Genomic DNA, 26072 nt, shown 5'->3' with positions numbered 1-26072 from the left:
ATCGCTGATTCAGCAGTCAGTGCCGATCAGCAAGGCCGCCTATCTTACCGTGGCGGCTTTCGTTGTCAAGCGATCATTTTCAGAAGCTTTCCAACTCACTGATGTTGCCCGAAGCCCTGTCAGCGGAGGCGCATATTACCGCGCCAGCTTGATTTGTCAACCGGTTGTTTTTCGTTTATCTCCAAACAACCCATTTTCAAACCGCACTTCCCGGTCAGCAATGAACATTTATTCTGCTGATCTCTGACAATCTTTTGGGAATGCCCTGGGAAGAGCCGCGTATTATAAAGAGAAAACGAACGAAGGCAATACTTCATCCGTTAATTTTCAGAACAATATACGACAACCCTCCAACAAGCTGATGCCTTCTTTATTGTGTGCCCGTCAGTCGCTCAAGAAATGCCCGGTGGAACAGCCTGATTTCATGATGAAAGGCTCTTACCTCTTCATTCGTCGCTGGCTGAACAGGTCTCAGCCCATTCAGCAGTACAGCGAATATCAAAGGTGAGTTATTTTCCGGAAAGGCATAACCCACCATACTGTTTACCCCACTCATATAACCAGTCTTTAGCCAGCGACGTTCATCATCCCGTGAGGCCAGCCAGGGAGCATTCTCCCCCCAGCTTTTCCAACCGGTTTGCAACACTTCAGTAAAGTCATCAGCACTGAGCATGTTATATCGGGACAATCCTGAACCATCCACCAATCGCCCCCTGGTCAAGTCAACGCCCTCTTCCCGTAACATAGCCAGAACCGCCTCTGTGCCTGAAGAATAAGAACCCTTTTCACCCTTTACCGACGACCCTATGGTTTTCAGCAGGCTATCAGCGTACAGGTTGTCTGACTTATCCAGCACTCGCTGTAAAAGATCGGGCACCGGCGCAGAACGGTGACTGGCCACAAGCCAGGTAAAATCCCCCTGTGGTTTCTCAACCACAACCCTGCCTTCAAGCCTGATGTTGTTTGCCTGCAAAAAAGACTCAACAAACCTTGCGGCAGCCCGCTCCGGATCACGCACTGAAAATGCCATGCGCATGGGTTTGGCATCAGGGGCAATACACCCTTCCAGGCGGTACTCATGTTTTGATGATGGCCACACTTCCTGAACACACCCGTCTGGCTCATGGACCTGAAGTTTTCTAATCACTATGCGATTATCAACAGAGAGCTGCCAGTGTGGCTCATCGTAAACCATCTTTGACAACTGCCCCTCTGTTCCAGAAGGCACCAGCCAGCCAAAAAAGCAGTTACGATCCAGTATCATGGCACTGACCGGCGCGGCAAAGCAGATATTGTGATCATCCCAACTTGCACCACCGGCTCTTGGATAACCATTATATATAGAACCATCAAGCCAGACATTGCCGCGTATTACTTTTACACCTTTATTAATCAGTTTTCCCAGTAGCTCAGAAAGGTCATGCCTGGTCAGCGATGGGTCACCTGAAAAGGTTAATACCAGGTCTCCGGCATATTCCTTTCCCTCTGTCAAGGGTTTGCTACCCAGCAAGCGGGTTTGGTACCGATACTCTTCTCCCAACACCCGATACGCCGAGATAGCCGTAATGGCTTTGACCGTGCTTGCTGGCAGCAAGTTAAAGCGACTGTTCCGGTCAAACAGCACCTTTCCGGTTTCAGCTTCAATAACTTTAATGGAATGAATATGCCCGGGCGGTAATGTGGCGATCAGTCGATCCAGGTCATCATTGATGGACGCAAAAACCTGGTTAATTCCAAAAGCTATAAAGGTAATAGACAGCCATTTTTTCCAGACGTTCATAAAAAAGCTCTGCAGCCTCTGACCACACTAAAATCACCGTTTAATTTATAGATTCTCAGTTCAACACACTGGTCTCAAGGCCGACAAACCTTTTTAATGAGAGTACTATAGGGCCTGTTGACGTTTCGTTGTGAGCTCAGCGGGACGTGTAGTATGGCTCAAAAAAGTGTCATATATATAACAAAAGCTTCACTCCACTCTTATGGTGTAAGCAATTTGCGGGAAATGGCAAGACTTGTGAAAAAACTCAAACTAACAGCGAATCAGCTTATTGCTAAGCAACCAGTGAAGGATTTGGGTTTCAAGTCCACAGAAGAGCTGGAAAATTACGTCGGCATCCTGGGTCAGGAGCGAGCTACCAGTGCGATTCAGTTTGGTGTCGCCATGCACCGCTCGGGCTATAACATCTATGTCATGGGCGAGTCCGGAACAGGCCGAATGTCCTACCTCCGTAAATACCTTGAAACAGAAGCCAAGCGACAGAGCTCCTCGGATGACTGGGCCTATGTCAATAACTTTGATAACCCCCGTGAGCCGAAAGCCCTGAAGTTACCCGCCGGTCTGGGCAGTGACCTGCAGAAGGATTTTGAGAGTTTTATTGATAAACTGCTGATGACCTTCCCGGCGGCGTTTGAAAACCCCACTTATCAACAAAAGAAAAGCGCCATCGAGCGCAGCTTTAATAAGCGTTATGACCAGGCCATTGATCAAATTGAACAGGAAGCGCTGAAACGGGATATCGCCTTGTACCGGGATACCGGTGCCTTGAGCTTCACGCCAATGTCCAGCGGTAAGGCGATGGACGAAACCGAGTTCGCGCAATTGCCGGATAAAAAGCGGGAAAAGTTCAATAACGACATCAGTGAACTGGAAACCAAACTCAATGAGTCTCTGGTGGAACTGCCCCAGTGGAAACGGGAATCCAACGAAAAGCTGCAGGATCTGAATCAGGACACCATTGACCAGGCTCTGGCTCCCCTGATGAAGCCTATGCTGAAAAAATACAGCAAAGAGCAGAATGTTCTGGATTACCTGGAAGCCGTCAAACAGCACCTGCACAGAACAGTAATTGAATACCTGGCGGATGAACGGGCAATGGAGTCCAAAGAAGACGCCAGCAAACGATCAGCATTAGAAGAACTCTACGCCCCGAACCTGGTGGTCGGCCATAAGAACGATGCCGCTGCGCCGGTTATTTATGAGTCTCATCCCAACTATAAGAACCTCTTTGGCCGCATCGAATACGCCAGTGAGATGGGAGCCCTGGTAACCAACTTCCGTCAGATCTGCCCCGGCTCCCTGCACCAGGCCAATGGTGGTTATCTATTGCTGGAAGCCAACAAGCTGCTGGAAGAGCCTTTCGTCTGGGAAGCCCTGAAACGGGCCCTGAAAGAGCGGCAGTTGAAAATTGAATCCCCCTACTCCGAGATGGGGTTGATGAACACCATTACCCTCACCCCGGAAATTATTCCACTGCACGTGAAGGTGATTCTGGTTGGCTCCCGGGATATTTATTACATCCTTCAGCAGCTCGACCCGGATTTCCACGAAATGTTCCGGGTACTGGTGGACTTTGATGACCAGCTGCCACGCTCTCCTGAAACTGTTCAGGCCTTTGCCCAGCTGTTGAAAAACCGGGCAGACGATGAAAACTATCCACCACTGTCTGCATCAGCGGTTGCCCGGATGATCGAACAAAGCTCCCGGATGACCGAAAACCAGACTCAGCTGTCAGCAAAAATCGGTGAACTCTTCGACTTGCTGGCCGAGGCTGATTTTATCCGACGAACCGGCAATGGCCGTAAAATCAACCACGAGCACATTGACCGGGCGCTGGATGCCAAGGCCGAGCGCACTGGCCGGGTCAGCAAGCAGATTCTGGATGATATGCTGGAAGGCAGCATTCTGATTGATACTGACGGTGAGCAGATTGGTAAGATCAATGGTTTAACTGTGCTCTCTGTGGGAGATGCCTGTTTTGGCTCTCCCGCCCGGATTACCGCAGCGGTTTATCCCGGCAGTCAGGGTATTGTGGATATTGAGCGCGAGGTCGCCCTGGGTCAGGCCATTCACTCGAAAGGAGTCATGATCCTGACCGGTTATCTTGGCAGCCGTTATGCGCAAAAATTCCCACTGGCGATTTCTGCCAGTCTGGCGATGGAACAATCCTACGGTTATATCGATGGTGACAGCGCCTCTATGGCTGAGCTCTGCTGTCTGCTCTCAGCATTGACCAATACTCCGATCAAGCAATGCTATGCCGTCACCGGCTCCATGAACCAGCACGGTGAAGTTCAGGCCATTGGTGGTGTTAACGAGAAAATCGAAGGTTTCTTTGATCTCTGTAATGCCAGGGGTCTGACCGGTGAGCAGGGGGTAATTATCCCTCAGGCGAACGTTCGGAACCTGATGCTGCACAGCAAGGTAGTGGATGCGGTAAAAGCCAAGAAGTTTAATGTTTATGCCGTTTCTCATGTTGAAGAGGCACTTGAGCTGCTGACCGGCCATCGTCCGGGTGTTATGAACAGCAAAGGCAATTATCCAAAGGGCTCCATCAACCAGAAAGTACTGGAACGCCTGAAAGAAATCGCTGATCTGACCAAAGAAAACCAAAGTTAAGCGTACGAACTGATACACGCTCAAGCCAGACAGTTGTCTGGCTTTTTTATTGCAAAATTCATTGCGCCTCCCCGGGAGGCTGAAACATTGCCAGCACTAATTTGATCAAGTCCTTCCGCTCGATATCGTCATCACTTTCATTCTGAATGGTCGATAGCAAGCCCTTCACTGTTTGCTCAAAATCAACACGGTAAGCGTGGCTACTCAGTTGCGTTTGCAGAGTTGCCGTGAGTGTATGCAGGCGTTGATATGCTTCTTGAGGCGAGTCAGGCGGTAATTGGGGTTTGCCTCCGGAAGAGTGCCGGGCAATAAACTCCCTGGCGTAACTCAGGGACATCAGAGCACAGGTAAGCAAGCCATAAATACGCTCATCAGGGTTTTTGGGGTTATTAAAAAGCAGGGTTTCAGGTAATTCAAATACCGCTCCTTTTTGGAATTCCACGGTCAGCAGATCAAGGTTATCAACCAGGAATCCCAGCATATCGTTCAGTGATCTGGTTTGTTCAGCAAACGACAAATCGCTGAACGTTCTCTCAACACCAGGAGTAGCCAATTGTGTTGCCTTTTCATCGGCCACCCCGGTATCAACACTGATGTGAAGCCCCATTAATTTGGCACCCAGATCACCGTAATTAAGATGAACATTGTAGACTTTTGGTTGCTTAGTCGCCTGACACCCCGGAGTTGCCCAAATGACCATGCTTTGGGGAATGACTGAATCACTGTCGGTGTTGAGTACCTGCAATTTTTCCAGGAATTTTCTGGCAGACTCGTCTGACGTGCATTGAATGTCAATATCAATAAATAATGAGCAGCGGTTCTGCAAAAAGCGTGCGTATGAACCGGTAATCAGGATGGGTGGATCAGCATAAAAACGATTAACTTCCGCAATAATCTCAAATGTTTTCAACTTTAACGCATGTAACCGGGGCAGCTGAATGTCGGGGAGCCCCGGTTCGCCGACACTTAACCATTGTTTTGACGAAGATTGCTGAGCCCTACTGCCAGCAACTGCCGCGGCGGAGGAGCTGTGCTGACTGGCAGAGGTTGCGTATCGGTAAACACCATCACTGTCCCATCTTGCGGGAACGATAGCTTTCAGGTTGTGGAGTATATTTTCCATTAAATTGGCTTCACAGATGCTTTGTTCAAACCAGAAGCCTAAAGCATGGCGCAAAGCGGTTCCTGCTGGAAAACTCTGCAGGCACTCCAGCACCTGCCCCTTATGGATATGCCGTCCATTAACAGACTGTCTCGTGATATGGCAGTGCGACAGGAAGAAGAAATGCAGGCGTGAATTCTGAAATGAACTCCGCAGCAGTGTGAGGGATTGATATACCTGTTCTGCTGATACTCTCTGACGATCAATTGGTACCTCATGGTACAAAGCCATGAATTGCAAAAGACTTTGCAGTCGATGTTGCTCATCGTCTTTGATTGATACGTTGTTTAAGATTTGCCAGGCCGTTTGAAGTATCTTCCGGGCTTCATTGGTTTCATGGTATTGCTGAGGGTGTTTCAACCTTTGTATCAGATACCTGACTTGCCTTGAAGAATTATCCCCGGTTAATTTATTAAATGCTTCCAATACTTTCTGGTTATCCAGAAGGCTGCCATTCAATTCTCTTGCATTCAACGCCAGCTGGGCATAAAAAATAGCGCGTTCGAGCCACCAGCCACCGCGTTCATAGTCCTTGATTACCGCGTGCGGTGTGACCTGCTGACCGTTCAACAGCAGCCCCATCAGGCAACATTGTGACTTAAAACGCGCTATGCCCAGTTTGCCCTCCGGACTATCGGGAAAATCCTTAATCACCGCGTCCGGTGCCACCTGCTGGTTATTCAACAGCAAGCCCCTCAGGCAACATTGTTCCTTAAAGCGCGCTATCCCCAGCTTGCCTTCCGGACTCTCCGGAAAAGCATTAACCACCGCATCCGCTGTCACCTGCTGGCCATTCAACAGCCGCCCCTTCAGGCAACATTCCGCTTTGAAGCGTGCTATCCCCAGTTTGCCTTCCGGACTCTCCGGGAAACCCTTAACCACCTCAGCCGGTGTGATTTGCCGATCATCCACCACCAGCCCTCTCAGGCAGCACTCGGCTTTAAAGTGAGCCAGTTCCAGAGTTGCCCCGACCAACTGAAAACCCTTAACCACCGTGTATGGCGTGATCTGGTTGCCATTCAAGGCCAGGCCCTTCAGGCAACATTGCTCCTTAAAGCGCACCAGCTCCAGTGTTGCCCTGATGGCCTGAAAATCTTTCACTACCTCATCCGTTGTGACGCGCCGCCCCTTCAACAGCAGCCCCCTCAGGCAACATTCCGCTTTGAAACGCACTATTCCCAGCCTGCCTTCCGGACTATTCGGGAAACCATTAACCACCGCCTCCGGTGTGACCGGCTGACCATTCAACGCCAGCCCCTTCAGGCAACATAATTGCTTAAAGCGCGCACACCCCATTTTGCCTTCCGGACTCGCCGGGAAAGCCTTGACCACCGCATCCGGTGTGACCGGCCCACCCCTCACCGCCAGATTCTTCAGACAACAATTTTCCTTAAAGTGCGCCACCTCCAGTGTTGCCCTGACGGCCTGATAACCTTCAATCACCATATCCGGGCTGACCGGCAGGCCATTCAATGGCAGGCCATTCAGGTAACATTTTGCCCGGAAGTGTGCTATTCCCAGCCGACCATCCAGACTATCCGGGAAATCCTTGACCACCTCATCCGCTGTGACCTGCTGGCCATTCAATGGCAGCTTCTTCAGGCAGCATTCCTGTTTGAAGCGTGCCAGCTCCAATGATGCCTTGGCTTCCTGATAATCCTTGACCACCGCCTCCGGTGTGACCGGCTGACCATTCAAAGACTGGCCCAGCAGGCAACATTGCTCCTTCAAACGTATTAGCTCCAGGGTTGCCCTGACTGCCTGATAACCCTTGGCCACCTCATCCGGCGTGACCCGCTGGCCATTCAACGCCAGGCTCTTCAGCCAACATTGCCCCCTGAAGCGTGCCATCCCCAGCAGGCCTTCCGGACTATCAGGGAAATCCACCTCATCTGGCGTGACCTGCCGACCATTCAACGCCAGCCCCCTCAGGCAACATTTTTCCTTAAAGCGTGCTATGCCCAGTTTGCCTTCCGGACTATTCGGGAAACCCTGAACCACCTCATCCGGTGTGACCTCCCGGCCACTCAACGCCAGGCCCCTCAGGCAACACTGCTCCTTAAAGTGCGCTAACTCCAGAAATACCCCAACCGCCTGAAAATCCTTAACCACCTCATCCGCAGTGACCTGCTGGCCATTCAACGCCAAGCCATCCAGGCAACAGTCCGCTTTGAAGCGGGCCAGCCCCAGTTTGCCTCTCGGATTATCCGGAAAGTCCTTAACCACCGCATCCGGAAGGATCCCCTGGCCATTCAACAACACCCCTTTAAGACAACATTCCGCTTTGAAGCGCGCCAGCTCCAATGTTGCCCTGGCGGCCTGATAATCCTGAATCACCTCGTTCGGTGTGACCTGCCGGCCATTCAACGCCAGGCCTCTCAGGCAACATAACTCCTTAAAGCGCGCCAGCTCCAGTATTGCACTGACTGACTGAAGCCCCTGAACCACGGCATTCGTTGTGACTTTCTGGCCCTTCAGCGGCAGCCCCCTCAGACAGCATTCCTCTTTGAAACGCACTATCGCTAATTTGTATTTATAATGTCGATCCGGCTCTCGATTGAATTCTTGAATGACCTCATCCGGGGTAACTTTTCTGTTGTTTAGCAGTATGTTCTGCAAGCAAAGTTTTTGCAGAAAGAACCCACTTCTGAGGGACGTTGTATCTTTTTCAAAGGCTGAAAGTACATCAGCCGAGGTGATTTGACGTCCATGTAATGGTTCTTTATCCCAAAAGGCATCCTCTATAGATTTGCTGCTACCCCGGATGCTGTCTTTGCTTCTACAGGGCCGATTGTATGAGACTCTTTTACCATTAAATGCGGTTCCGGCACGGTCAGAAACCACGCGTGGCCCGGCATGCCGGTCAGCACGGCGAGCGGACTCTGAGCGGTGAGGGGTTGATGATGCTGCTTTCAGAATTAAGCCTCGCGCACTTGGACAATAAATACCGCAGTTTGACCTCGAAATAATTATTAGGTTCCATTGATGGCAGGTCAGTCAGAGTCAAAGCAGGGCAAAATTTGATTAAAACAATGCCACTTTGGGTTGTATAATCGGCTACTAATGTTTTATCTCAGTCGTTTCCAATGCCAGCAGCCTCTTCCCCCAGCAACAGCTTTAATGACCGGTTCGGCGGTATTCGCCGCTTGTATGGCAACAGTGCTGTTGAACAGCTTCGTCAATCCCATGTCTGCGTCATCGGTATTGGAGGTGTTGGCTCCTGGGCAGCAGAAGCCCTGGCCAGAACGGCGGTGGGTAACATCACACTGATCGATCTGGACGACATTTGTATAACCAACACCAATCGCCAATTGCATGCGCTTACGAACACCATTGGTCGCTCAAAAGTTGAGGTGATTGCCGAACGCATTATCCAGATAAACCCCGAGTGTCAATGTCAGACCATTGAAGACTTTATTACAGAAGATAATCTTCAGGAGCTGATCACCAGCGAGTTTGACTATGTGCTGGATGCCATCGACAGCTTCCGGGTTAAGGCGGCGCTGATCGCTCACTGCAAACGTCACAAAATCAAAATCATCACCACTGGCGGTGCTGGCGGACAGATGGATCCTACCCAGATTCAGATCACCGATCTGACCAAAACCTGGCACGACCCTCTGGCAAGAAAAGTGCGCAACCAGCTTCGTGACCGTCATGGCTTCAGCAAGAATACCAAACGAAAGTTTGGCGTAGACTGTGTGTTTTCCACCGAGCAGGCAGTTTATCCACAGGCTGATGGCACCATCTGCCAGACCAAACCAACCGGTGAAGGCTCTATGAAAATGGACTGTGCCAGTGGTTTTGGCGCGGCCACCGCAGTGACTGCAACCTTCGGTTTTGCTGCGGCTGCGCGAATTATCGAGAAGTTGACCAGAACTGGCCATTCTGCCTGAATAGTCGGTTGGTGCTATCGATAACGATGGGCAACCGCCTGAATCTCCCGGACAATCGCCTTAAGCCCATTGCCCCTGGATGGGCTTAAATGATTGAACAGATCCAACTCACGGAACCACAGGTCAATATCTTCCCGTTCAATCTCTGCCGGTGTTTTCCCTGAGAATACCGCCAGAACAATGGCTATCAGCCCCCTGATCACTCTCGCATCGGAGTCAGCGATAAAGTACAGGCGCATGGTTTCATCGTCATAGTGATGATGCAGCCAGACGCTGCTCTCGCAACCATGAAGTCGGGCAGCATCACTTCTCCATTCCCCCGACAGCACAGGCAGCTCTTTGCCCAGCAGCATGATCTGGCGGTAACGTTCCTGCCAGCCTGAAAGCCCATTCAACCGTTCTGTTATCGCGGCAAGGTTCGGAGCCTGCTGACGAAAAATCTCTGGCAGGTCAGTTGTCTCACTGATCATTGTCTGGCTCTGATCACTGTTCATTTCAGGGTGAGCAATATACAGCGGTGAATGGTGGAGCTTGTCCATGGCATCCACAAAAGCCATGGCCTCATCGACGGTGTTATAGAGGGCAAAAGAAGCTCTGACCGTTCCATTGAGGTTCAGGCCCTCCATCAGGGGCATGGCACAATGATGCCCGGTTCTCACGGCAATCCCCTGTTGGTCAAGCATCAGCCCGATGTCCTGATTATGATGTTCGCTGGAGACAAACGACACGACGGGCGCTTTCCACTCTGCCTGACCAATCAGACGGATACCGCTTATCTGGCTTAATCCCTCCTCCACCAGCAGGCGCAGCTGATGTTCATGGGCCTGCATGGCGGCAACATCAATATCCGCTAAAAACTCCAGCGCTTTGCCTAAACCAATGGCACCGGCAATATTGGGGGTTCCTGCCTCAAATTTGAACGGCAGGCGATTAAAGCGGGTGCCGGAAAAACTGACATGCTCGATCATCTCACCACCGCCCTGCCAGGGAGGCATGTTTTCCAACAGTCCCCTTCGCCCGTACAGCACACCGATTCCCGTAGGGCCGTAGACCTTATGGCCGGAAAACACATAAAAGTCGGCCCCCAGCGCCTGAACATCCACTTTCTGGTGAGCAACAGCCTGAGAACCGTCCACCAGGACCAGGGCACCGGCCTGATGGGCAAGCTCAATAACCTCTTTAATGGGGGTGATCGTACCAATGGCATTGGAGGTATGGGTCATTGCCACCAGCCTGCTCTTATCCGACAGCAATTGCCGGAACTGTTGCATATCCAGATTGCCAGCATCATCCAGCTCAACCACCCTGATGGTGGCCCCGGTGACTTCAGTCAGCAGTTGCCAGGGAACGATATTGGCATGGTGCTCAAGGCGGCTCAGGATAATCTCATCGCCAGCCTTCAGCTGGCTTCGTCCCCAGCTGCTGGCCACCAGATTGATGGCTTCAGTCGCGCCCCGGGTCCAGATAATCTCTTCCGTAAAACGGGCATTAATAAAGTGGCGGGTGGTTTCTCTGGCGGCTTCAAACCCATGGGTCGTGCAGGCACTCAGGAAGTGCGCTGCCCGATGCACATTGGCATTCTGCTCCCGATAATAGCGGTTTAGCGACTCAATAACCGACACCGGCTTCTGTGTGGTTGCCGCATTGTCCAGGTAGACCAGCGGATGGCCATGCACGGTCTGTGACAACAGGGGAAACTGCTGCCGGAGGTTATCAACATCCAGCACAGTGGATTGAGTGTCGGCCTGGCCTTTCATAGTGACCTCCATGGTGATCATGCCTCTGGGTTTCTGGCACTGCAAATAATGCTGTGCTATAAAACCTGTACATTAAACATTTAAAACTGATAAACCTATGATGCCTTCAGCCCTGAACCAACCAGTCATTCTTAACGTGGTGATTATTATCACCGCGGGTGGCTTTGTGGGCTGAATAAACAGCTGTTACAAAACCCCCGCACCGAAAGGTCCGGGGGTTTTTTTATACCTGATAAAGGAGAAAAGTCATGCTTAACCTGATCGTGCTATCTGTCATTACCGTGCCTGTCATTCCATCTGCAGCGATTACCCTCAACATCTGGCAGTCGGGGGATCATCGATATGAATGGTGCTGAAGCAATTGTCCAAACCCTGGTTCACCACGGTGTTGATACCGTTTTTGGTTATCCCGGCGGCACCATTATGCCGGTGTATGACGCCCTGCTTGACGCCCCTGTTGAGCACCTGCTCTGCCGCCATGAGCAGGGAGCCGGTTTCGCCGCTATTGGCTATGCCCGCTCAAGCCAGCGAACCGGTGTCTGTATTGCCACCTCAGGCCCTGGCGCAACCAACCTGATCACTGCCCTGGCAGATGCCATGATGGACTCTGTCCCCATTGTTGCCATTACCGGCCAGGTACCCACCAGTGCCATGGGTACCGATGCCTTTCAGGAGATGGATATGCTGGGGCTTTCCATGGCCTGCACCAAGCACAGTTTCCTGGTGACAGAGCCGGACCTGCTCTGCCAAACCCTTCATCAGGCATTTACTCTGGCCAATTCCGGACGACCGGGCCCTGTCCTGGTGGATATTCCCAAAGATATACAACAGGCTCCCGCCAGCTGGCAGCCACCGCTGGACCTGGCTGAGAACGGTTTCCACCCTGATCAGGCAGCCCATAACAGCGTTGATCAAGCGCTGCAACTTATGCGCTCAGCATCCCGCCCCATCGCCTATATCGGTGGAGGGGTGAATATGGCTGGTGCTACACCGGCGTTGCGCCATTTTCTGCAAATGACCGGCCTGCCCAGTGTCTGCACATTAAAAGGGCTTGGTACTGTACCTCCGGACAACGAGGCCTATCTTGGCATGCTGGGGATGCATGGCAACCGGGCGGCGAACACGGCAGTACAACTGTGTGACTTATTGGTTGTTGTGGGTGCCCGTTTCGATGACCGGGTGACCGGCAAGCTGGACACGTTTGCCCCTGATGCAAAAGTTATCCACATCGACATTGACCCGGCAGAAGTGCACAAACGCAGAGCGGCACATGTCGTCTTTCATCAGCCCATGCCCTGGGTACTGAAAGAACTGTCCATCGCTTTACCCGTCAACGATTGGCCAGGCGACTGTCAGCAACTCAAAGAAGAACATCAATGGCGATACGACAAACCCGGTGAGGCGATTTATGCGCCCCTGCTGCTCAACCAGCTATCCCGACAGCTGCCTGATAATGCCATTATCAGCTGTGATGTCGGGCAGCATCAAATGTGGGTTGCCCAGCATATGGCTTTTCATCACACCCGTAACCATTTGACCAGTGGCGGTCTGGGCACCATGGGCTTTGGCCTGCCTGCCGCCATCGGCGCTGCCATGGCACGTCCGGATGATACCGTTATTCTGGTATCCGGTGATGGCTCATTTATGATGAATGTTCAAGAGCTGAACACCATAAAAAGAAGACAGCTGCCGATTAAAATAGTCCTGCTGGATAACCAGAAGCTGGGCATGGTTCGCCAGTGGCAGGCGCTGTTTTATCAGGGCCGTTACAGCGAAACCGATCTTTCCGATAACCCGGACTTTATTGCGCTGGCCAAGGCCTTTGGTATTGGCGGCAGAACCATCACCCATCGGAATGAGGTAACGTCAGCCCTGGATGAGATGTTGAGTGTGAGTGGCCCATGGTTGCTTCATGTGTGCATTGATGCCATGGAAAACGTATGGCCCCTGGTGCCACCAGGAGCCGCTAACCATGAAATGTTGGAGCAACACTCATGAGCTTTCAGTTATACCTGCAATGCCATCAACAGCCTGATGTCGTGGAGCGGATACTCAGAGTTATCAGACACCGGGGCTTTACTGTGAACACCATGAGCATGACGCCTTCCCGTTGCGGTGGCAGAATTGAGTTATCCATGACTGTTTCCAGCTCACGACCTGTGCATCTTCTGATTACCCAGGTTGAGAAACTCCATGATGTGCTGGCACTGAGATGCATTGATACAACGTCCAATACTGATGTCGGCAGCTATTGATACACCCGGCCAGCCTGGCCGGATGAATCATGCCCTTACCGGTGAGTTCAGTGAGTTAGATCATCCACTTCACCATTGATAATAGCCTCCTGTCGTTCCATCTCTTTCAACTTGAGACGGAAGCGATTAATGATGAACTCCCTGAACCAGCGATGCGCCCGGTTATGCTCCCAGTACTCCGGCCACACTACGTAGTAGCTGACTCTGGGAGGTTTACCGGGCAGGGTTTTCATCGTCATATCCTGGACATAAGTGTTGTAACGAGCTGCTCTCTCCATTGTGATCAGAATATGATGGGTGTCCTTTACCAGCTGCAAACCAATGGGTAGATTGGGTGTTTTCGCAACCACCCGGATATTCTCACTGAGGCCTTCCAGGTAGTCCCTGATGAAATGAGGACTTCCCATCCACGAAGAGTGACGAATCACCGGGTACTGCTCAAGGTCTTCAATGGTCATCTCCTGATCAACGAGAGGATGATCCTCATGCACCAGGGCACAGATACTATCCTCCATTAACAGCTCATAACTGAAACCGGCAGGTGGCTTGCCAACATACCCAAGCACCAGATCGACCTGACCGGCCTCCAGCTTTTTATCCAGCTGCGGGCTGAACTGTAACAGTTCAAAATTAAAATGCGGTGCCTGTTTCCAGAACTGGTGCAGGATTTGCGGCAGGATTTGCTCAAGAACAATATAAGTCCCGGCAATGGTAAAGTTTTTTTCGGTAATCCAGGGATCAAACTGCTGGTTCTCAAATATGGTGCTGGCTTCCGTCACCACACGGTTCACGTCGTCTTTCAACGCCAGCGCTTTTTCGGAGAGAAAAATACGATTGCCCTGCCTGACCAGAATCGGATCATTCAGTGCCTCACGCAACTGAGCCAGGGTCCGGCTCATGGCGGACTGGGTCACATGCATCTGCTTCGCAGCCAGGGAAACACTTTGAGTATCGAGTAACGCCTTGAGGCCCGGCAAAAGGTTCAGGTTAAGTCTGTACAAGTTCATACTTTGGTAACAGGCACCCCAAAGATTGAAAGCACCATCTAAAACAAAAGAGCCTGATCAATCAGCTCAGAGAGAATAAAACAGCTGACCTGTAAAAGCCCAGGCCAATTTGACCACGAGACTATAGTTATACCACTTTAACTTCATCAGTATTATTCCCTATACATTCATCGCTAATCAGGTACACTGGAAACAGGAATCAGTGTCAGAGGACATTCTCAATCAGGCAAATGGCCATGTCTGAATACACGTTTGAAGTACTGGTCTCATGGCTAATTGAGAACGCCCCCGGCTCTGGTGAATCTGGCCTTGGCGCCTGACAAACTACGGGTCAGGCATCCGCTGAAACAGCTTTCAGGAGGGTCTATGAGCCAAAACAAGTACAAGAGTATTCAAGATCTGGTAGATAACTACATTGCCTCTGGCCTTTCTGCCAGAGAGTATGTTGAAGCCCGTGTAGATGCCGGAGATCTTAGTGCTGCCGAAGCCCTGAAACTGCTGTCTATTCTTCGAGAAGCACAGTCTATTACCTTTAAACTGGCCGAAGTCAGTGATGACGAATTTTCCGGCCTGCACATGGTCCTTGTTCGCAAGGAAGAGGATGAGCTTGCGGATGACGCCTCTCCTCTGTTCAGTATTGAAATCGATGAAAGCCTGAACAGTAATCGTGATGATGTTATTAACCTGTTGCAAAAATTTGCCAAAGAGCTGGCTGTGCTGGCGACACGAGGAGAGCTTGAAGAAGCAGAAGCCATAGATACCATTGATGACAACCCTGAAGACTGGCTGGATCACCCCAATATTCTCCCCGCCAGTGAAACCCGTCACTGATAAGGAAGCGGTTCACCCTGCCCTCTCAACACTTGAAAGAATAAGCCCGGCAAGTTCCGGGCTTATTTTTTGATGGATAAAAGTGAATAACTATTCCTGGTTATATAGCTCAATCTTTAGTCATCAACAGATTCATTGATCAAACCATTGAATGACCTGTGGATAACTGACTGCACCGCACTATTTTCAAGCCTCACAAACCTCTGGTTATTTTTTGTACAGCGCAGCCAAATTGATCAGCGATTTCCCTGAAAAACTCCGTAACCCGTTCGCTTAAAATAGCTATTGATCTCAAAGTAAGGGGTCTTATAGGGTTACGTTCTAATCACCTCAGCAATCAATCATCCCCGCCGAAACCGCCTCCACCAAAACTGCTGCCACCGTAATCACCTCCATCATAATCACTTCGACTGTGCCCACCTCCACTGTACCCACCTCCACTGTACTCATCTTCACTGTAACCACCTCCACTGTACTCACCTCCACTGTACTCACCTCCACTGTACTCACTTCTACTGTATCCACCTCCACTGTGCCCACCTCCACTGTACCCATCTCCACTGTACCCATCTCCACTGTACCCACCTCCACTGTACTCACCTCTACTGTGCCCACCTCCACTGTTCCCATCTCTATCGAGACTTCTTATGCTGAGACTACTTATACCGAGACCACCTCCTGAATCGAAACCAGCAACATCATTTACAACGTCTCCAATGTCTGGCGAAGAAGCGACTAATTCAGAAAAGATATCAACGTTGTCTAATGATAAGCCTGCACCTATATCAAGTGGCAGGCGGGCAAAATCCCCAATATCAATATCACCTGAAAAGCTGGAAGCGGGTATGGATAAATTTTCTGTACACGTAGACGGAGGAAGATCTAAACGCAATTCACCAGATTCAGATCCACAAGCCGTATTGAATATACGTTCCGGAGTGAGGAATAAAGCAACATACAGATACGGCATCCAAAAGCCGTCTACCAGAAAATATCTTTCGGTGGGCTTTATTTGAGTCAAGTCAGAGTAATAACTGTCAAGTTGCTGGTGGAACAACGGTAATGAGAGACTTAGTTCTTCCTTTTTCCGTTTCGCATTTTCATGGATTTCGCATAATTTATTTGACACCTCAGAGTTTAACTGGGCCTCAAGATTACCAATAGCAGTGGTTTTTATATTCTGATATTTGCATTCTATAGTTTGACTATCTTTGATTTTATTAATGATTTCAACTATTTCAATTGGCTTGCGGATCTTTTTTTTATAACCACCCCATGCCCTGTGAGGTTTATCAAAATATGAGTTGATCAGTTTTTCGCCTTTATCTCTCATTTCGTCTTTGGGCGCTAAGATCATAGCCTCCATGACAAGCCGAACAGCTTTTTTTAAATTTTCTTGAAATTTTTCCTTCATACGAATGCAATTATCATTACGCCTGCTATCATCACGACTGCTAACGATAACACCTCCGAAATAATAATTAGCATTTTCAAATGCAGTAATAGCATTCATAATTTTTTCATCATAGAGTTTAATTGACTCATGGATTGTTTCGCAATATTGATTGTGGTACTCGGTTTCGTGCAATTCAACAATCCCCTGAATCTGTGACTGACACTTTTCAATAAAATCATTTGCTGATTTCTCAGCAGCTTTATCAAACTGCTGGAAGATTTTCTTTTCAATAAGATTCTTGTGAAGTTTTTTGAGCTCAATATGACATGGATACTTTGCTAAACCTTCCAGGCATAACTTGCTATGATCTTTATCAAAAGCTGGGTTCAAGGCGAGCTGATAAAAATGATCGGCACTGACAACACAGGACATCACTTTTTCATATAAGCCATCAAAGAACTCCTTACGAATCCCGGGGCTTAATTGACTGAATTGCTTAAATGCCTCCAGAGCATCATCAAAGTTGTTAATAGATGCATGCATTTTGCTGAATATTCTTTCAGCTACCTCATCCTGACCCAGTCCAGCGATATTTACTCTGTAAAAAGCCGCCTTACTATCAACTAATGTTTGGGCCTCATTGCACAGTACAGAAAATGCCTTTTTGAGTATTGCGTTTTCATCATCTTTAACAAGGTTTTCCATTTTTTCATTAAGTAAAAATAGTGAATCAGCACGCACCTTCTCTTTGGGTAAACGCTCTACTCTGTTTATCAAATGCTGGATAAGTGCTTTGTGACCTGAAGTTGACAGAATGCTGATATAACAGTGATTATTTTCAACGAATTTTTTTAATGACTCCGTAGTATCGAGTGAATCAAGATCACAGCCCATAGTCTTGACGACCATGACACTCAGTATTTCCTTCAATCCCTGAGGAGCACCTGACTCGCTGTGTTCCCGCACTGATTCCTGATTGATCCGCCAGTAAAGAATGTATATCAACCGAAGAGTCTCGGCATTACCGGGGTGCTGGTCCTTGTCAAATAACGTTATTAATGACTCCTGTAACGAACTGAACGTATTGGGCAATACCATAAATTCAGACAACTCTGATTTGACGAAGTCAAGCAAGGGAACAATATTGGAAAATGATTGAATGGCACGCTTTAAATTATCTTCCAGAAGAGCATTTATTCTCTGTGTTTGCTCTACAACCCTGGTCTTTAGCGCTTCGTATCTTGTGTTATTATGCCTGAGTATGGGTAACCGAAGGTTTTTATTGGTTTTGGACTCCAGATATCTGAACCTGGATTTGTTGCTACTATAAGTATCTAACGGATTATTCTGATCAGCATAATTTGCAAATTCACGGCGACAGGTATCAATCTTGCGATTATTGTCACTGAGAAGTAAATCCAATCGATAAGGTTTGGTAAGCAGGTATCGCAAGGGAAATTTGTTAACCACTTCTATTTTGGAGCGTCTATACAGCTCGATACCTTGTGGTGCTGGTATTAATTCCGATGAATCAATGTTCACAAGGGGGAGCGTAGGGCTGGCCGTTTGTTCTTCTTGCTGTTCTGTATAGTGTGTCGAAAGGGAATTTTCAAATGAAGCGGGTATCATAATAAAATCCAACTAGAGAGGTCAGCCAGGCTTGCACACTGAGTCAGGCAGCTTTACTCAATTCTTGTTAAGTAGTGGAACAGATGTTTCAAAAATTTCTGATCGGTTAGTCAGGTTGGACTATGACTTTGCAAGAACGTTCCGTGATTTTCACATTATTTGAAATCTTTGCAGCATTTCTGATGAAGTCTGTCCTTCCAATTGAATGGCTCAATGGAAGGACAGCGGCCCCGGAGGTGGCAACGGTATAAAACTCACCGATGTGATAGGGATAAATATCTGCCGACTCAATCCAACCTGGCCTGATCATTCTGGGCAGACAGAATAGCCTCCACATAAGAAGCGCCATTTTCAGAAAACCCACCCAGCAAATCGGTGATAACCGCTATCAACCGGTTATAGCCATCCTCCCCGGAAGTCTTTAACACCGTTGCCTGCAACGAAGACCTGGTATTCAGTTCAGAATATTCCACCATGGGATCATCAACGTAGTGTTCCGGCATGGTCTGTTCCAGCACCTCGTGAATATCATGAGCTTTCTCATAAGCCTGCCTGGAAATGACCGTAACAATATGATCATCCTCATAAACTCTGGCGGTTGTTTGTCTCGTTAGTGCCTGAATGGTCGGGTGTTGCTGGTTTTTCTCTGCATAAGCCTGACTCATCACCTGGCTTTGAAAGTCTTCAAGGACTGTGTGCCGGTTGGATGCCAGTTGGATCGCCTCTTTCTGCCCTTGTGGAAAACCCACAAGGTTCATTAAGCCAACCCACAGGGTTGCCACGGTATTATTGCCCGGTACCGGCATCACATGATACGGGTTGGAAAAATCACTGAGATAGTGGAGCCCCCATCCCATAAAACGCCATCCCCAGTAATCATGCCCCTGACTGAAGGCAAACTCGGATAGCTGCTTAAAAGACTGGATGCGATACTCCGGATACGTCTGCTTTAAAAAACCACCCAGGGCATAAAGCAACGATGACTCATGGTAAAAGCCCATGTGGAAAGGTGCCTGTGTACCATATTCCAGGTTTGGATTACCAAACGGCTGCTTACCAAACCCATAGATCTTGCCGTAGTCGGTATTGCTGTCGGTAAACAGGCCTATATCCAGCCCGTGATCCGGTTCGTCCGTGGCCGTTGTGACGATATCGATGGCTGAGGCCTTATCCCCCGGTTGCAGCTGAACCAACTGCACAGACACCAGATGATCAAAATTCTTCAGAGTGCTCACTGACTGCGGCTTAATGGGTGGAGACAATCGTTTTTCCCCGGGAAGAAGCTGTAAATACAGAGGCCATCTGGTATTTGGGTTAACACGAATGGCATGGGCAAAGCGGGTACGAATATCGTCTTTGCTGCCCGTCGCCCTGAAGGCCAGATCTTGCGGACGGGGCGCATAGTGCCATAAATTTTCCTGCATCCACTGCTCCTGCTGATCCAGAAACGCTTCCAGCGCCTCTTCATTAGCCAGCAGAAAGCTTTCCAGACTTTCCACTGTCACCGGGGCTGCATCCCGAACCGGCGGCAGTGTCGCCAGCATCTGGTGAGTGACCAGAGTGTGGTTGGACCAGGAAAACGCCTGGGCAGAGATCAGCAAAGACAGCAGAAAACATAAGGTACGCATAGGCAGGCTCGGTAAAGTAACGTTTTTATTAAATTTATTGCGCGTATACCATAACGATAATGACGGGTTGATGGCAATCAGCTATCAACAACACAATAGGAAAAAAATACGGAACTTTAAAACAGTTTTATGGCCTAAGATATTCAGTGATTGGATATATATGGCATTATCTGATCAATCACTGAATGGCCGAAAAATCCCCAGTTACCAGTATGTACTTAACCAACCCCATATTCCTCTCTGACTCTGTTGACAGGGTTTATGGGGTACATCAAAAACATCATGACCTTGAGCCATTAGCATCCGACGGCAGTGAATTCATCCCGGATATAACAGGCCTTAAAACCACCCTCAACGGTGTATCCGTTCGGGCGATCTATCACCCCCCTCACCTGTATATGACTAAAACGGGTACTTTAAATTCAGTCATCTATGACGGTGCCAGTAGCAATAATCCCTATGATTACCACATCGCTAAAAATGCCAAGATAATCATTCCCTCAAGCGTTTTCCCCATGTTCAGAAGTGAAATGAAAGATGGGGACAGACTGGTAATCAGCACCAAAACAATGAAGTACAAATATCAGATTGCTGAAGCCGATCATTCGCCAAAGAAAGAAGTAACAGGGATAGCCGTTCTTGGTTCCGAAGAACCGGCTAACACGACCGAAATTGAATACCTTCAGTCTCTGGTTGAAAAACATGTTTTAAAGCCCAGAGATACAGCATTCATCGCTACCATGCTGCCCATCAGTACCAGGGAACTGATTTATTTTTTTAATAAAGCCTACCGCTGTAAGGATAAATTATTTGACAGCGATTCCGGGCAGCAAACATTACTGACCATCGTCTCAAACCGCCAGCAGTGGGATGTTTGCTTCAAGCTACTGGAACTGGGGGCCACTCCCGATGCTGGTCATCACGGTGATAGCATAACGCCGCTTCACATGGCGGCAAAAGCGGGACAATCCGATCTGCTGGAAGCCCTGTTGCTTCATAACGCCAACCCCAACATGACTACCGGGCCCTGGTCCTACAAGGGCGAGTGCAAGAGGATGACGGCATTAAGGTTTACCCTGCTGTATAAAGGCAAAGATGAAGAAGAAAGCGCAAACGTCAGAAAATCAATGATTCAAACACTGCTGGAAAGCGGTGCCGACCCAATGACCATCGACACGACAGAGTTAGCTGAATTCATTGAACCGTTAGAATTAATGCTTGAGACCTTTCTGGTTGCCCCAACAAATTCAGTAAAACACACCAGACTCCGGCAAAAATACCAACAATATCTGGAAAAATTAGCAGCCGATGGTTCAGATATTCAAAAAAAACTGGGGTCCGGTTGCACGTTTGCTCAGCGAGAATCAATGGAGAATCTATTGAGTTTACTGGATAAGCTGGCCAGCAAGGCAGACACAGTGCCAACACTTCAGAACGTATGCCGTGCCGTCATTCGTCCCGAACTGAATTTCCCAATCCGCAGAAGCATCAAGGACCTCAATCTTCCCGGAAAATTCGAAAAATTCATCTCTGACAGATAGTGAATTCTGATAAAAACCATGTACTAGTTGTCGCATTACAGGTGACCACCAGACAGCTCGCTCTGACAGGAAGAAAAACCCTGTAAAAAAAAGGGGAAAAAGATCAAGAAGGAAATGACCAGACCGGGTATAAATTTCTTGCATACCACTATGCTCTTTAGTACAAATAGACAGGCCGAAACACAGAACAATAAAAATAATACCAAGAGCACTTTATAAACATCGTCGTATATATAGCCAACTGCGGTGCAAAATATGGTCAGGTAGCCGGTGATAGTGGGGACTATTATCAGGTGTTCCGGCTGTAAAGGAATCCGGGTTACCAGCGCTACAGCGTCGTTAGAATGCTCCATTGGTGGAAAAAATAACTCTAATAATAAACGGCAAGGACACACCATCTCATGTTGACACCACAAAAACGACTGCAGCTCGCACCTGCAACCGCTGGTTTTGTCTTATCCGGTACACTGCTTTTCGCTGCTCCTGCCCAAGCTTATGAGTTTGAGGCAATGGATGGTGAAGTGCAGGGGACTCTCAATACTACGATTACTTTGGGGGCCAAGTATGATCTGGAAGGTTATGAAACGCCGGATAGTGCTGAGCAAAACGAAAACGACGGCGATCGTTCTTTTGATAAAGGCTTTGTTAGCAAGGCTCTCAAGCTGACTTCTGAGCTGGACCTGAAAAAAGATAACTACGGTTTCTATGGTCGTGCTACGGCTTTTTACGACCATGTACTGATGAATGGCAGCAACAAGTGGGATTCCAATAACGCTAAGGATGTCGCAAAAGGCTTTGACGATGAAGCTGGAACATTTAACGGCTGGTCCGATGAAGTAAAAGATAATCAAGGCCGGGGGGCCAAGTTACAAAGCGCTTATTTATACGGTGACTGGACATTTGAAGGTGGTCAGAAACTCAGTCTTAAACTGGGTGATCAGACCCACAACTGGGGCGAATCCATTTTCTACGCCGGTGGTTTGAGAGATCTGAACGCCTATGATGTTGCGCTCTCTTCCCTTCCCGGCTCTGATGGTGATCTGAACATTGCCCAGGGCATGCTGATGGCCGATCTCCAGTTCAATGATGAAATGAAACTGTCAGCCTTTGCCCAATATGACTGGGAAGGTTCAATTATGCCAGGACGTGGTACCTACGACTCCGGCACAGATCTCTTTGTTCCGGGCTCTGACTTTGCCTACTATGAACTGTCGAGATTCGGACTGAACACTATTGGAGACGCTGGTTACGACGCTCTGTTAGCTGCTGCTCTGGGTGAAAATGGCGCAAATATTGATACATTTGGTGACTACGGAAAAGTTGCTAATGTCGGTGGTGTAGTCGATGCAAGCGACTCTGGACAGTGGGGCATGAAGTTCACATTTACCCCTGAGTCACTACCAGACACTGAATTTGCAATTTACTACGCTAATTACCACTCAAGCACTCCATTTTTTGAAACAAAAGTTACTCAAGCGTCTGCACTCGGCGGCTTAGGTATTTCTGGTCTCGCTTCAGCAGGTGTATCTCCTAACGCAACAGTTGAGAGCCTCCTTGATGGTATCAGCGCTGATCCAACCAATACCACTCGACAGATGTTACAGCGGGGTTTGGCAGCGATGTATATGCTACAAAATGGTGTTGACGCCCGAGTAATTTACCCAGAAGACATTAAACTCTGGGGAGCCAGCTTTAATACTAAAGTCTGGGGCTACACACAAATTGCCGGTGAAATCACCTATAGAGAGAATGCACCAATCTGGGTTGATCACCCAGATGACATTCTTGGTAGCGGTGTTCTTGGTATCGGAGACTTTGCTGCTGGTGGTGATGTTAAAATTTCTCAAGCTACGGGAAAAACCGTCAAAGCTGACCAATGGTATCAGAATATCGAACGGACACCGATGTGGGATGCTTCTTTATCGATAATCCAACCATTCGGGGCCGTTCTTGGCACTGACCTGATGTACGTTGTTGCTGAAGCGGCGTTTGAACAGGTAGCTGGCCTGAATGATGAATATTATGGCCGCATCCTGGGCAAGGGCGCTGAATCAGGAATCAATGAGGAAGAACGCCTCGACCGGAACAGCTGGGGCTACAACGTAATGGTTGGTGCCAACTGGAACGATGTCGCAATGCAAGGACTCAACCTTGAGTCCACTTTCCGCTTTACTCATGACGTTAATGGCAACTCCCATTTTACTGGTCGCTTTGAAGAAGGCGAGAAAAGGATCAACATGGGCCTGACCGCCAAATACGACGATATGATGGCCAAAGTGACCTGGGGTGGCGATGCCGACAACGTTCTGCGTAAAGGCACCATTACCGGAACGATTGGTTATACCTTCTAACTTGGTTCCCACAGTCTCCAGTACACCATTTCAATGAGTGTGATGTGTACAATCTCCGTTCACCCTGAGCGCCCTTCGGCTCCGCTCAGGATGCACGAAAGAAGGGTGATTGGCACAGTCTTTATTCAGGGTATGGTGTTTACGCCCTTCGGCTCCGCTCAGGACGAACGGAGTTTGGGCGTCATTGATAACCCCATCAACCGTGCCCCCATTAAAGCCCCACGATACCCAGCCAATACCAAAGCCGATAAAATCCCCACGATTCCCGGCAAAAACCCGGGCCAATAAAATCCCCCCGCACAAAACCACCCTTAACCATCCGCCATTTATGCTGATATATTACAAAGAGCCTGCTGATGCCCCGTTGCCAGTTCAGCGAAACATCATCAGGCCCTGACAATGAATTCAATATCCAGGGACAGAAACAGGTTATGGCAAACAAACCTCTGACCGGGCTGGCTGCCCGCCTGCTGGCCGATCAATTGATGGAAGAGGCCGACATTCACGACGCTGAAGCCGCTGCTGCCAAGGCCAACAAACCGCTCGCCCGATATCTGCTGGAAAAAAAGCTGGTCAACGGTAATGCCCTGACGCTCGCCACTGCCGAAGAGTTTGGCCTGCCAGTGATCGATCTCAAGGCCTTTGACAAAGAGCATCTGGTCAAAGACGTCGTCGAAGAAAAATTGATGCGAAAGCACAATGTGCTGCCGCTGATCAAGCGGGGCTCACACCTGTTTGCCGCCGTTTCTGATCCGTCCAACCTTCAGGGTCTCGATGAAATCCGCTTTAATACCGGCCTGACCATTCACACGGTCCTGTCGGAGCCCGAAATTCTGGAGAAAATGATTGATGCCACTCTGGATGATACCGGTGGCGCTTTGTCAGAGCTTGGCGACGATGGACTGGTCGATCTTGAAGACCTTGAAGTCAGCGCAGTGGATGATGGGTCCGATGATACCCTGGGAGCTAACGGCGGCGGCGAGGATGACACGCCGGTGGTGAAGTTCGTCAATAAAATGCTGCTGTCCGCCATCAAAGGCGGTGCATCGGATCTGCACTTTGAGCCCTATGAAAGAACCTATCGGGTTCGTTTCAGAACCGACGGCGTGCTCCATGAAGTCAATCGCCCCCCGGTCAGCCTCGGGTCCAGGATTGCTTCACGACTGAAGATCATGTCGGCCATGGATATTTCCGAGCGCAGGAAGCCTCAGGATGGCCGGATAAAAATGAAGCTGTCGAAAAGCAAGGCCATCGACTTTCGGGTCAACACGCTGCCGACGCTCTGGGGCGAGAAAATCGTACTTCGTATCCTCGATCCTTCCAGCGCCAAAATGGGTATTGATGCCCTGGGCTACGAAGAAGAGCAGAAAGAGATGTATATGACCGCCCTGCACCAGCCACAGGGCATGATTCTGGTTACCGGACCCACCGGTTCGGGAAAAACGGTATCGCTCTATACCGGTTTGAATATTCTCAATACCAATGAGCGAAACATTTCCACCGCGGAGGACCCGGTGGAAATTAACCTGGAAGGTATTAACCAGGTTAACGTCAATCCCAAACAGGGTATGGACTTCAGCCAGGCGTTGCGGGCTTTCCTGCGTCAGGATCCGGATATCATCATGGTGGGTGAGATAAGGGACCTGGAAACCGCCAACATTGCCATCAAGGCGGCCCAGACCGGCCATATGGTGATGTCCACCCTGCACACCAACAGTGCGGCAGAGACCCTGACCCGTTTGCAGAACATGGGGGTGCCATCATTTAACATCGCAACCTCGGTCAGCCTGATTATTGCCCAGCGTCTGGCACGAAGACTGTGCAGTCAGTGCAAGGTAAAAGTTGACATCCCGAAAGAAACACTGCTGGAAGAGGGCTTTACCGAAGAGCAGGCGGACTCCGCCGAGATTTTTGGCCCTAAAGGCTGTGACAACTGTAAGGGTGGCTATAAAGGTCGTGTGGGTATTTATGAGGTGGTGTCGATCACCCCCGGCATGCAGCAGATCATTATGGCCGAAGGCAACTCTCTGGAAATCTCGGAACAGGCCCAGAAAGAAGGCTTTAACAACCTTCGCCAATCGGGGCTATTAAAGGCACTGCAGGGGGTTACCAGCCTTGAAGAGGTGAACCGGGTAACACAGGATTAACCAGGCACTGCTGACTTCTCGTTGCTCCATGGCCCTTGAGGGAGGCATAAAAGCCTTTAGGAATTGTCTTTTA

16 protein-coding genes are annotated in these 26072 nt (G+C 49.3%); 10 read left to right on the top strand and 6 right to left on the bottom strand.

The window, feature by feature from the left end; genetic code table 11:
• A partial coding sequence (locus tag ACO6V1_RS14295) for a hypothetical protein (protein ID WP_422467306.1) occupies positions 1–247 on the top strand: 247 nt, incomplete at its 5' end.
• 123 nt (positions 248–370) lie between these two features.
• Here ACO6V1_RS14295 and dacB read toward each other — a convergent pair.
• Positions 371–1780 carry a D-alanyl-D-alanine carboxypeptidase/D-alanyl-D-alanine endopeptidase gene (gene dacB, locus ACO6V1_RS14290; RefSeq protein WP_422467304.1) on the bottom strand — a complete coding sequence of 470 codons (1410 nt, stop codon included), beginning with the start codon at positions 1778–1780 and terminating at the stop codon, positions 371–373.
• 237 nt (positions 1781–2017) lie between these two features.
• Here dacB and ACO6V1_RS14285 point away from each other — a divergent pair, with 237 nt between their 5' ends.
• Positions 2018–4399, top strand: coding sequence for an ATP-binding protein (locus tag ACO6V1_RS14285; RefSeq protein WP_338081941.1), 2382 nt, complete (start codon positions 2018–2020; stop codon positions 4397–4399).
• A gap of 58 nt (positions 4400–4457) precedes the next feature.
• Here ACO6V1_RS14285 and ACO6V1_RS14280 read toward each other — a convergent pair whose 3' ends face one another.
• Positions 4458–8180: a hypothetical protein gene (locus ACO6V1_RS14280; protein WP_422467302.1), complete on the bottom strand. Its 3723-nt coding sequence runs from the start codon at positions 8178–8180 to the stop codon at positions 4458–4460.
• A gap of 467 nt (positions 8181–8647) precedes the next feature.
• On the opposite strand from ACO6V1_RS14280, the gene tcdA reads away from it, so the two are divergent.
• Positions 8648–9457, top strand: coding sequence for a tRNA cyclic N6-threonylcarbamoyladenosine(37) synthase TcdA (tcdA, locus tag ACO6V1_RS14275; RefSeq protein WP_422461883.1), 810 nt, complete (start codon positions 8648–8650; stop codon positions 9455–9457).
• A 14-nt stretch (positions 9458–9471) separates the two neighbouring features.
• On the opposite strand, the gene ACO6V1_RS14270 is transcribed toward tcdA, so the two are convergent.
• Complete coding sequence (locus ACO6V1_RS14270; RefSeq protein ID WP_422467300.1) at positions 9472–11235, bottom strand: SufS family cysteine desulfurase; 1764 nt, start codon at positions 11233–11235, stop codon at positions 9472–9474.
• A gap of 321 nt (positions 11236–11556) precedes the next feature.
• Between ACO6V1_RS14270 and ilvG the strand changes: the two genes are divergently transcribed.
• Together ilvG and ilvM are read left to right on the top strand one after the other, a co-directional pair.
• Entirely contained in the window at positions 11557–13212 is a 1656-nt protein-coding gene (gene ilvG, locus ACO6V1_RS14265; RefSeq protein WP_422447391.1) for an acetolactate synthase 2 catalytic subunit, read from the top strand.
• A complete protein-coding gene (ilvM, locus tag ACO6V1_RS14260; RefSeq protein WP_422447393.1) occupies positions 13209–13469 on the top strand; it encodes an acetolactate synthase 2 small subunit in 261 nt (86 codons plus the stop codon). Before ilvG ends, ilvM begins: the two co-directional genes overlap by 4 nt.
• 47 nt (positions 13470–13516) lie before the next feature.
• Here ilvM and ACO6V1_RS14255 read toward each other — a convergent pair whose 3' ends face one another.
• On the bottom strand, positions 13517–14476 hold the full coding sequence (locus ACO6V1_RS14255) for a LysR family transcriptional regulator (protein ID WP_422447395.1): 960 nt from the start codon (positions 14474–14476) through the stop codon (positions 13517–13519).
• Positions 14477–14842: 366 nt separating this feature from the next.
• Here ACO6V1_RS14255 and ACO6V1_RS14250 point away from each other — a divergent pair, with 366 nt between their 5' ends.
• On the top strand, positions 14843–15307 hold the full coding sequence (locus ACO6V1_RS14250) for a hypothetical protein (protein WP_101746581.1): 465 nt from the start codon (positions 14843–14845) through the stop codon (positions 15305–15307).
• A gap of 337 nt (positions 15308–15644) precedes the next feature.
• On the opposite strand, the gene ACO6V1_RS14245 is transcribed toward ACO6V1_RS14250, so the two are convergent.
• Positions 15645–18332 carry a hypothetical protein gene (locus ACO6V1_RS14245; protein ID WP_422467298.1) on the bottom strand — a complete coding sequence of 896 codons (2688 nt, stop codon included), beginning with the start codon at positions 18330–18332 and terminating at the stop codon, positions 15645–15647.
• 287 nt (positions 18333–18619) lie between these two features.
• Positions 18620–19960, bottom strand: coding sequence for a hypothetical protein (locus ACO6V1_RS14240; RefSeq protein WP_422447399.1), 1341 nt, complete (start codon positions 19958–19960; stop codon positions 18620–18622).
• Positions 19961–20172: 212 nt separating this feature from the next.
• Between ACO6V1_RS14240 and ACO6V1_RS14235 the strand changes: the two genes are divergently transcribed.
• The 4 genes from ACO6V1_RS14235 (at position 20173) to pilB (ending at position 25999) form a co-directional block, all read left to right on the top strand.
• Positions 20173–21501 (top strand): hypothetical protein, encoded by a 1329-nt coding sequence (locus ACO6V1_RS14235; protein ID WP_422461891.1) that lies wholly within the window; start codon positions 20173–20175, stop codon positions 21499–21501.
• Positions 21502–21902: 401 nt separating this feature from the next.
• The gene (locus ACO6V1_RS14230; protein ID WP_422467296.1) at positions 21903–23852 is read left to right on the top strand and encodes a DUF1302 domain-containing protein; all 1950 of its coding nucleotides are present in this window, start codon (positions 21903–21905) and stop codon (positions 23850–23852) included.
• Between the two features lie 33 nt (positions 23853–23885).
• Positions 23886–24140, top strand: a complete 255-nt coding sequence (locus ACO6V1_RS14225) for a hypothetical protein (protein ID WP_422467294.1) — start codon at positions 23886–23888, stop codon at positions 24138–24140.
• Positions 24141–24283: 143 nt separating this feature from the next.
• Complete coding sequence (pilB, locus tag ACO6V1_RS14220) at positions 24284–25999, top strand: type IV-A pilus assembly ATPase PilB (protein ID WP_422447407.1); 1716 nt, start codon at positions 24284–24286, stop codon at positions 25997–25999.
• The last annotated feature ends 73 nt before the right edge of the window (positions 26000–26072 follow it).

Origin of the sequence: Endozoicomonas sp. ALC013 (assembly GCF_049310205.1) — a bacterium.
In the GTDB taxonomy this organism is placed as follows: Bacteria; Pseudomonadota; Gammaproteobacteria; order Pseudomonadales; family Endozoicomonadaceae; genus Endozoicomonas.
The sequence above is the reverse complement of the archived record's forward strand: the minus strand, read 5'-3'. Positions and strand labels throughout refer to the sequence as shown.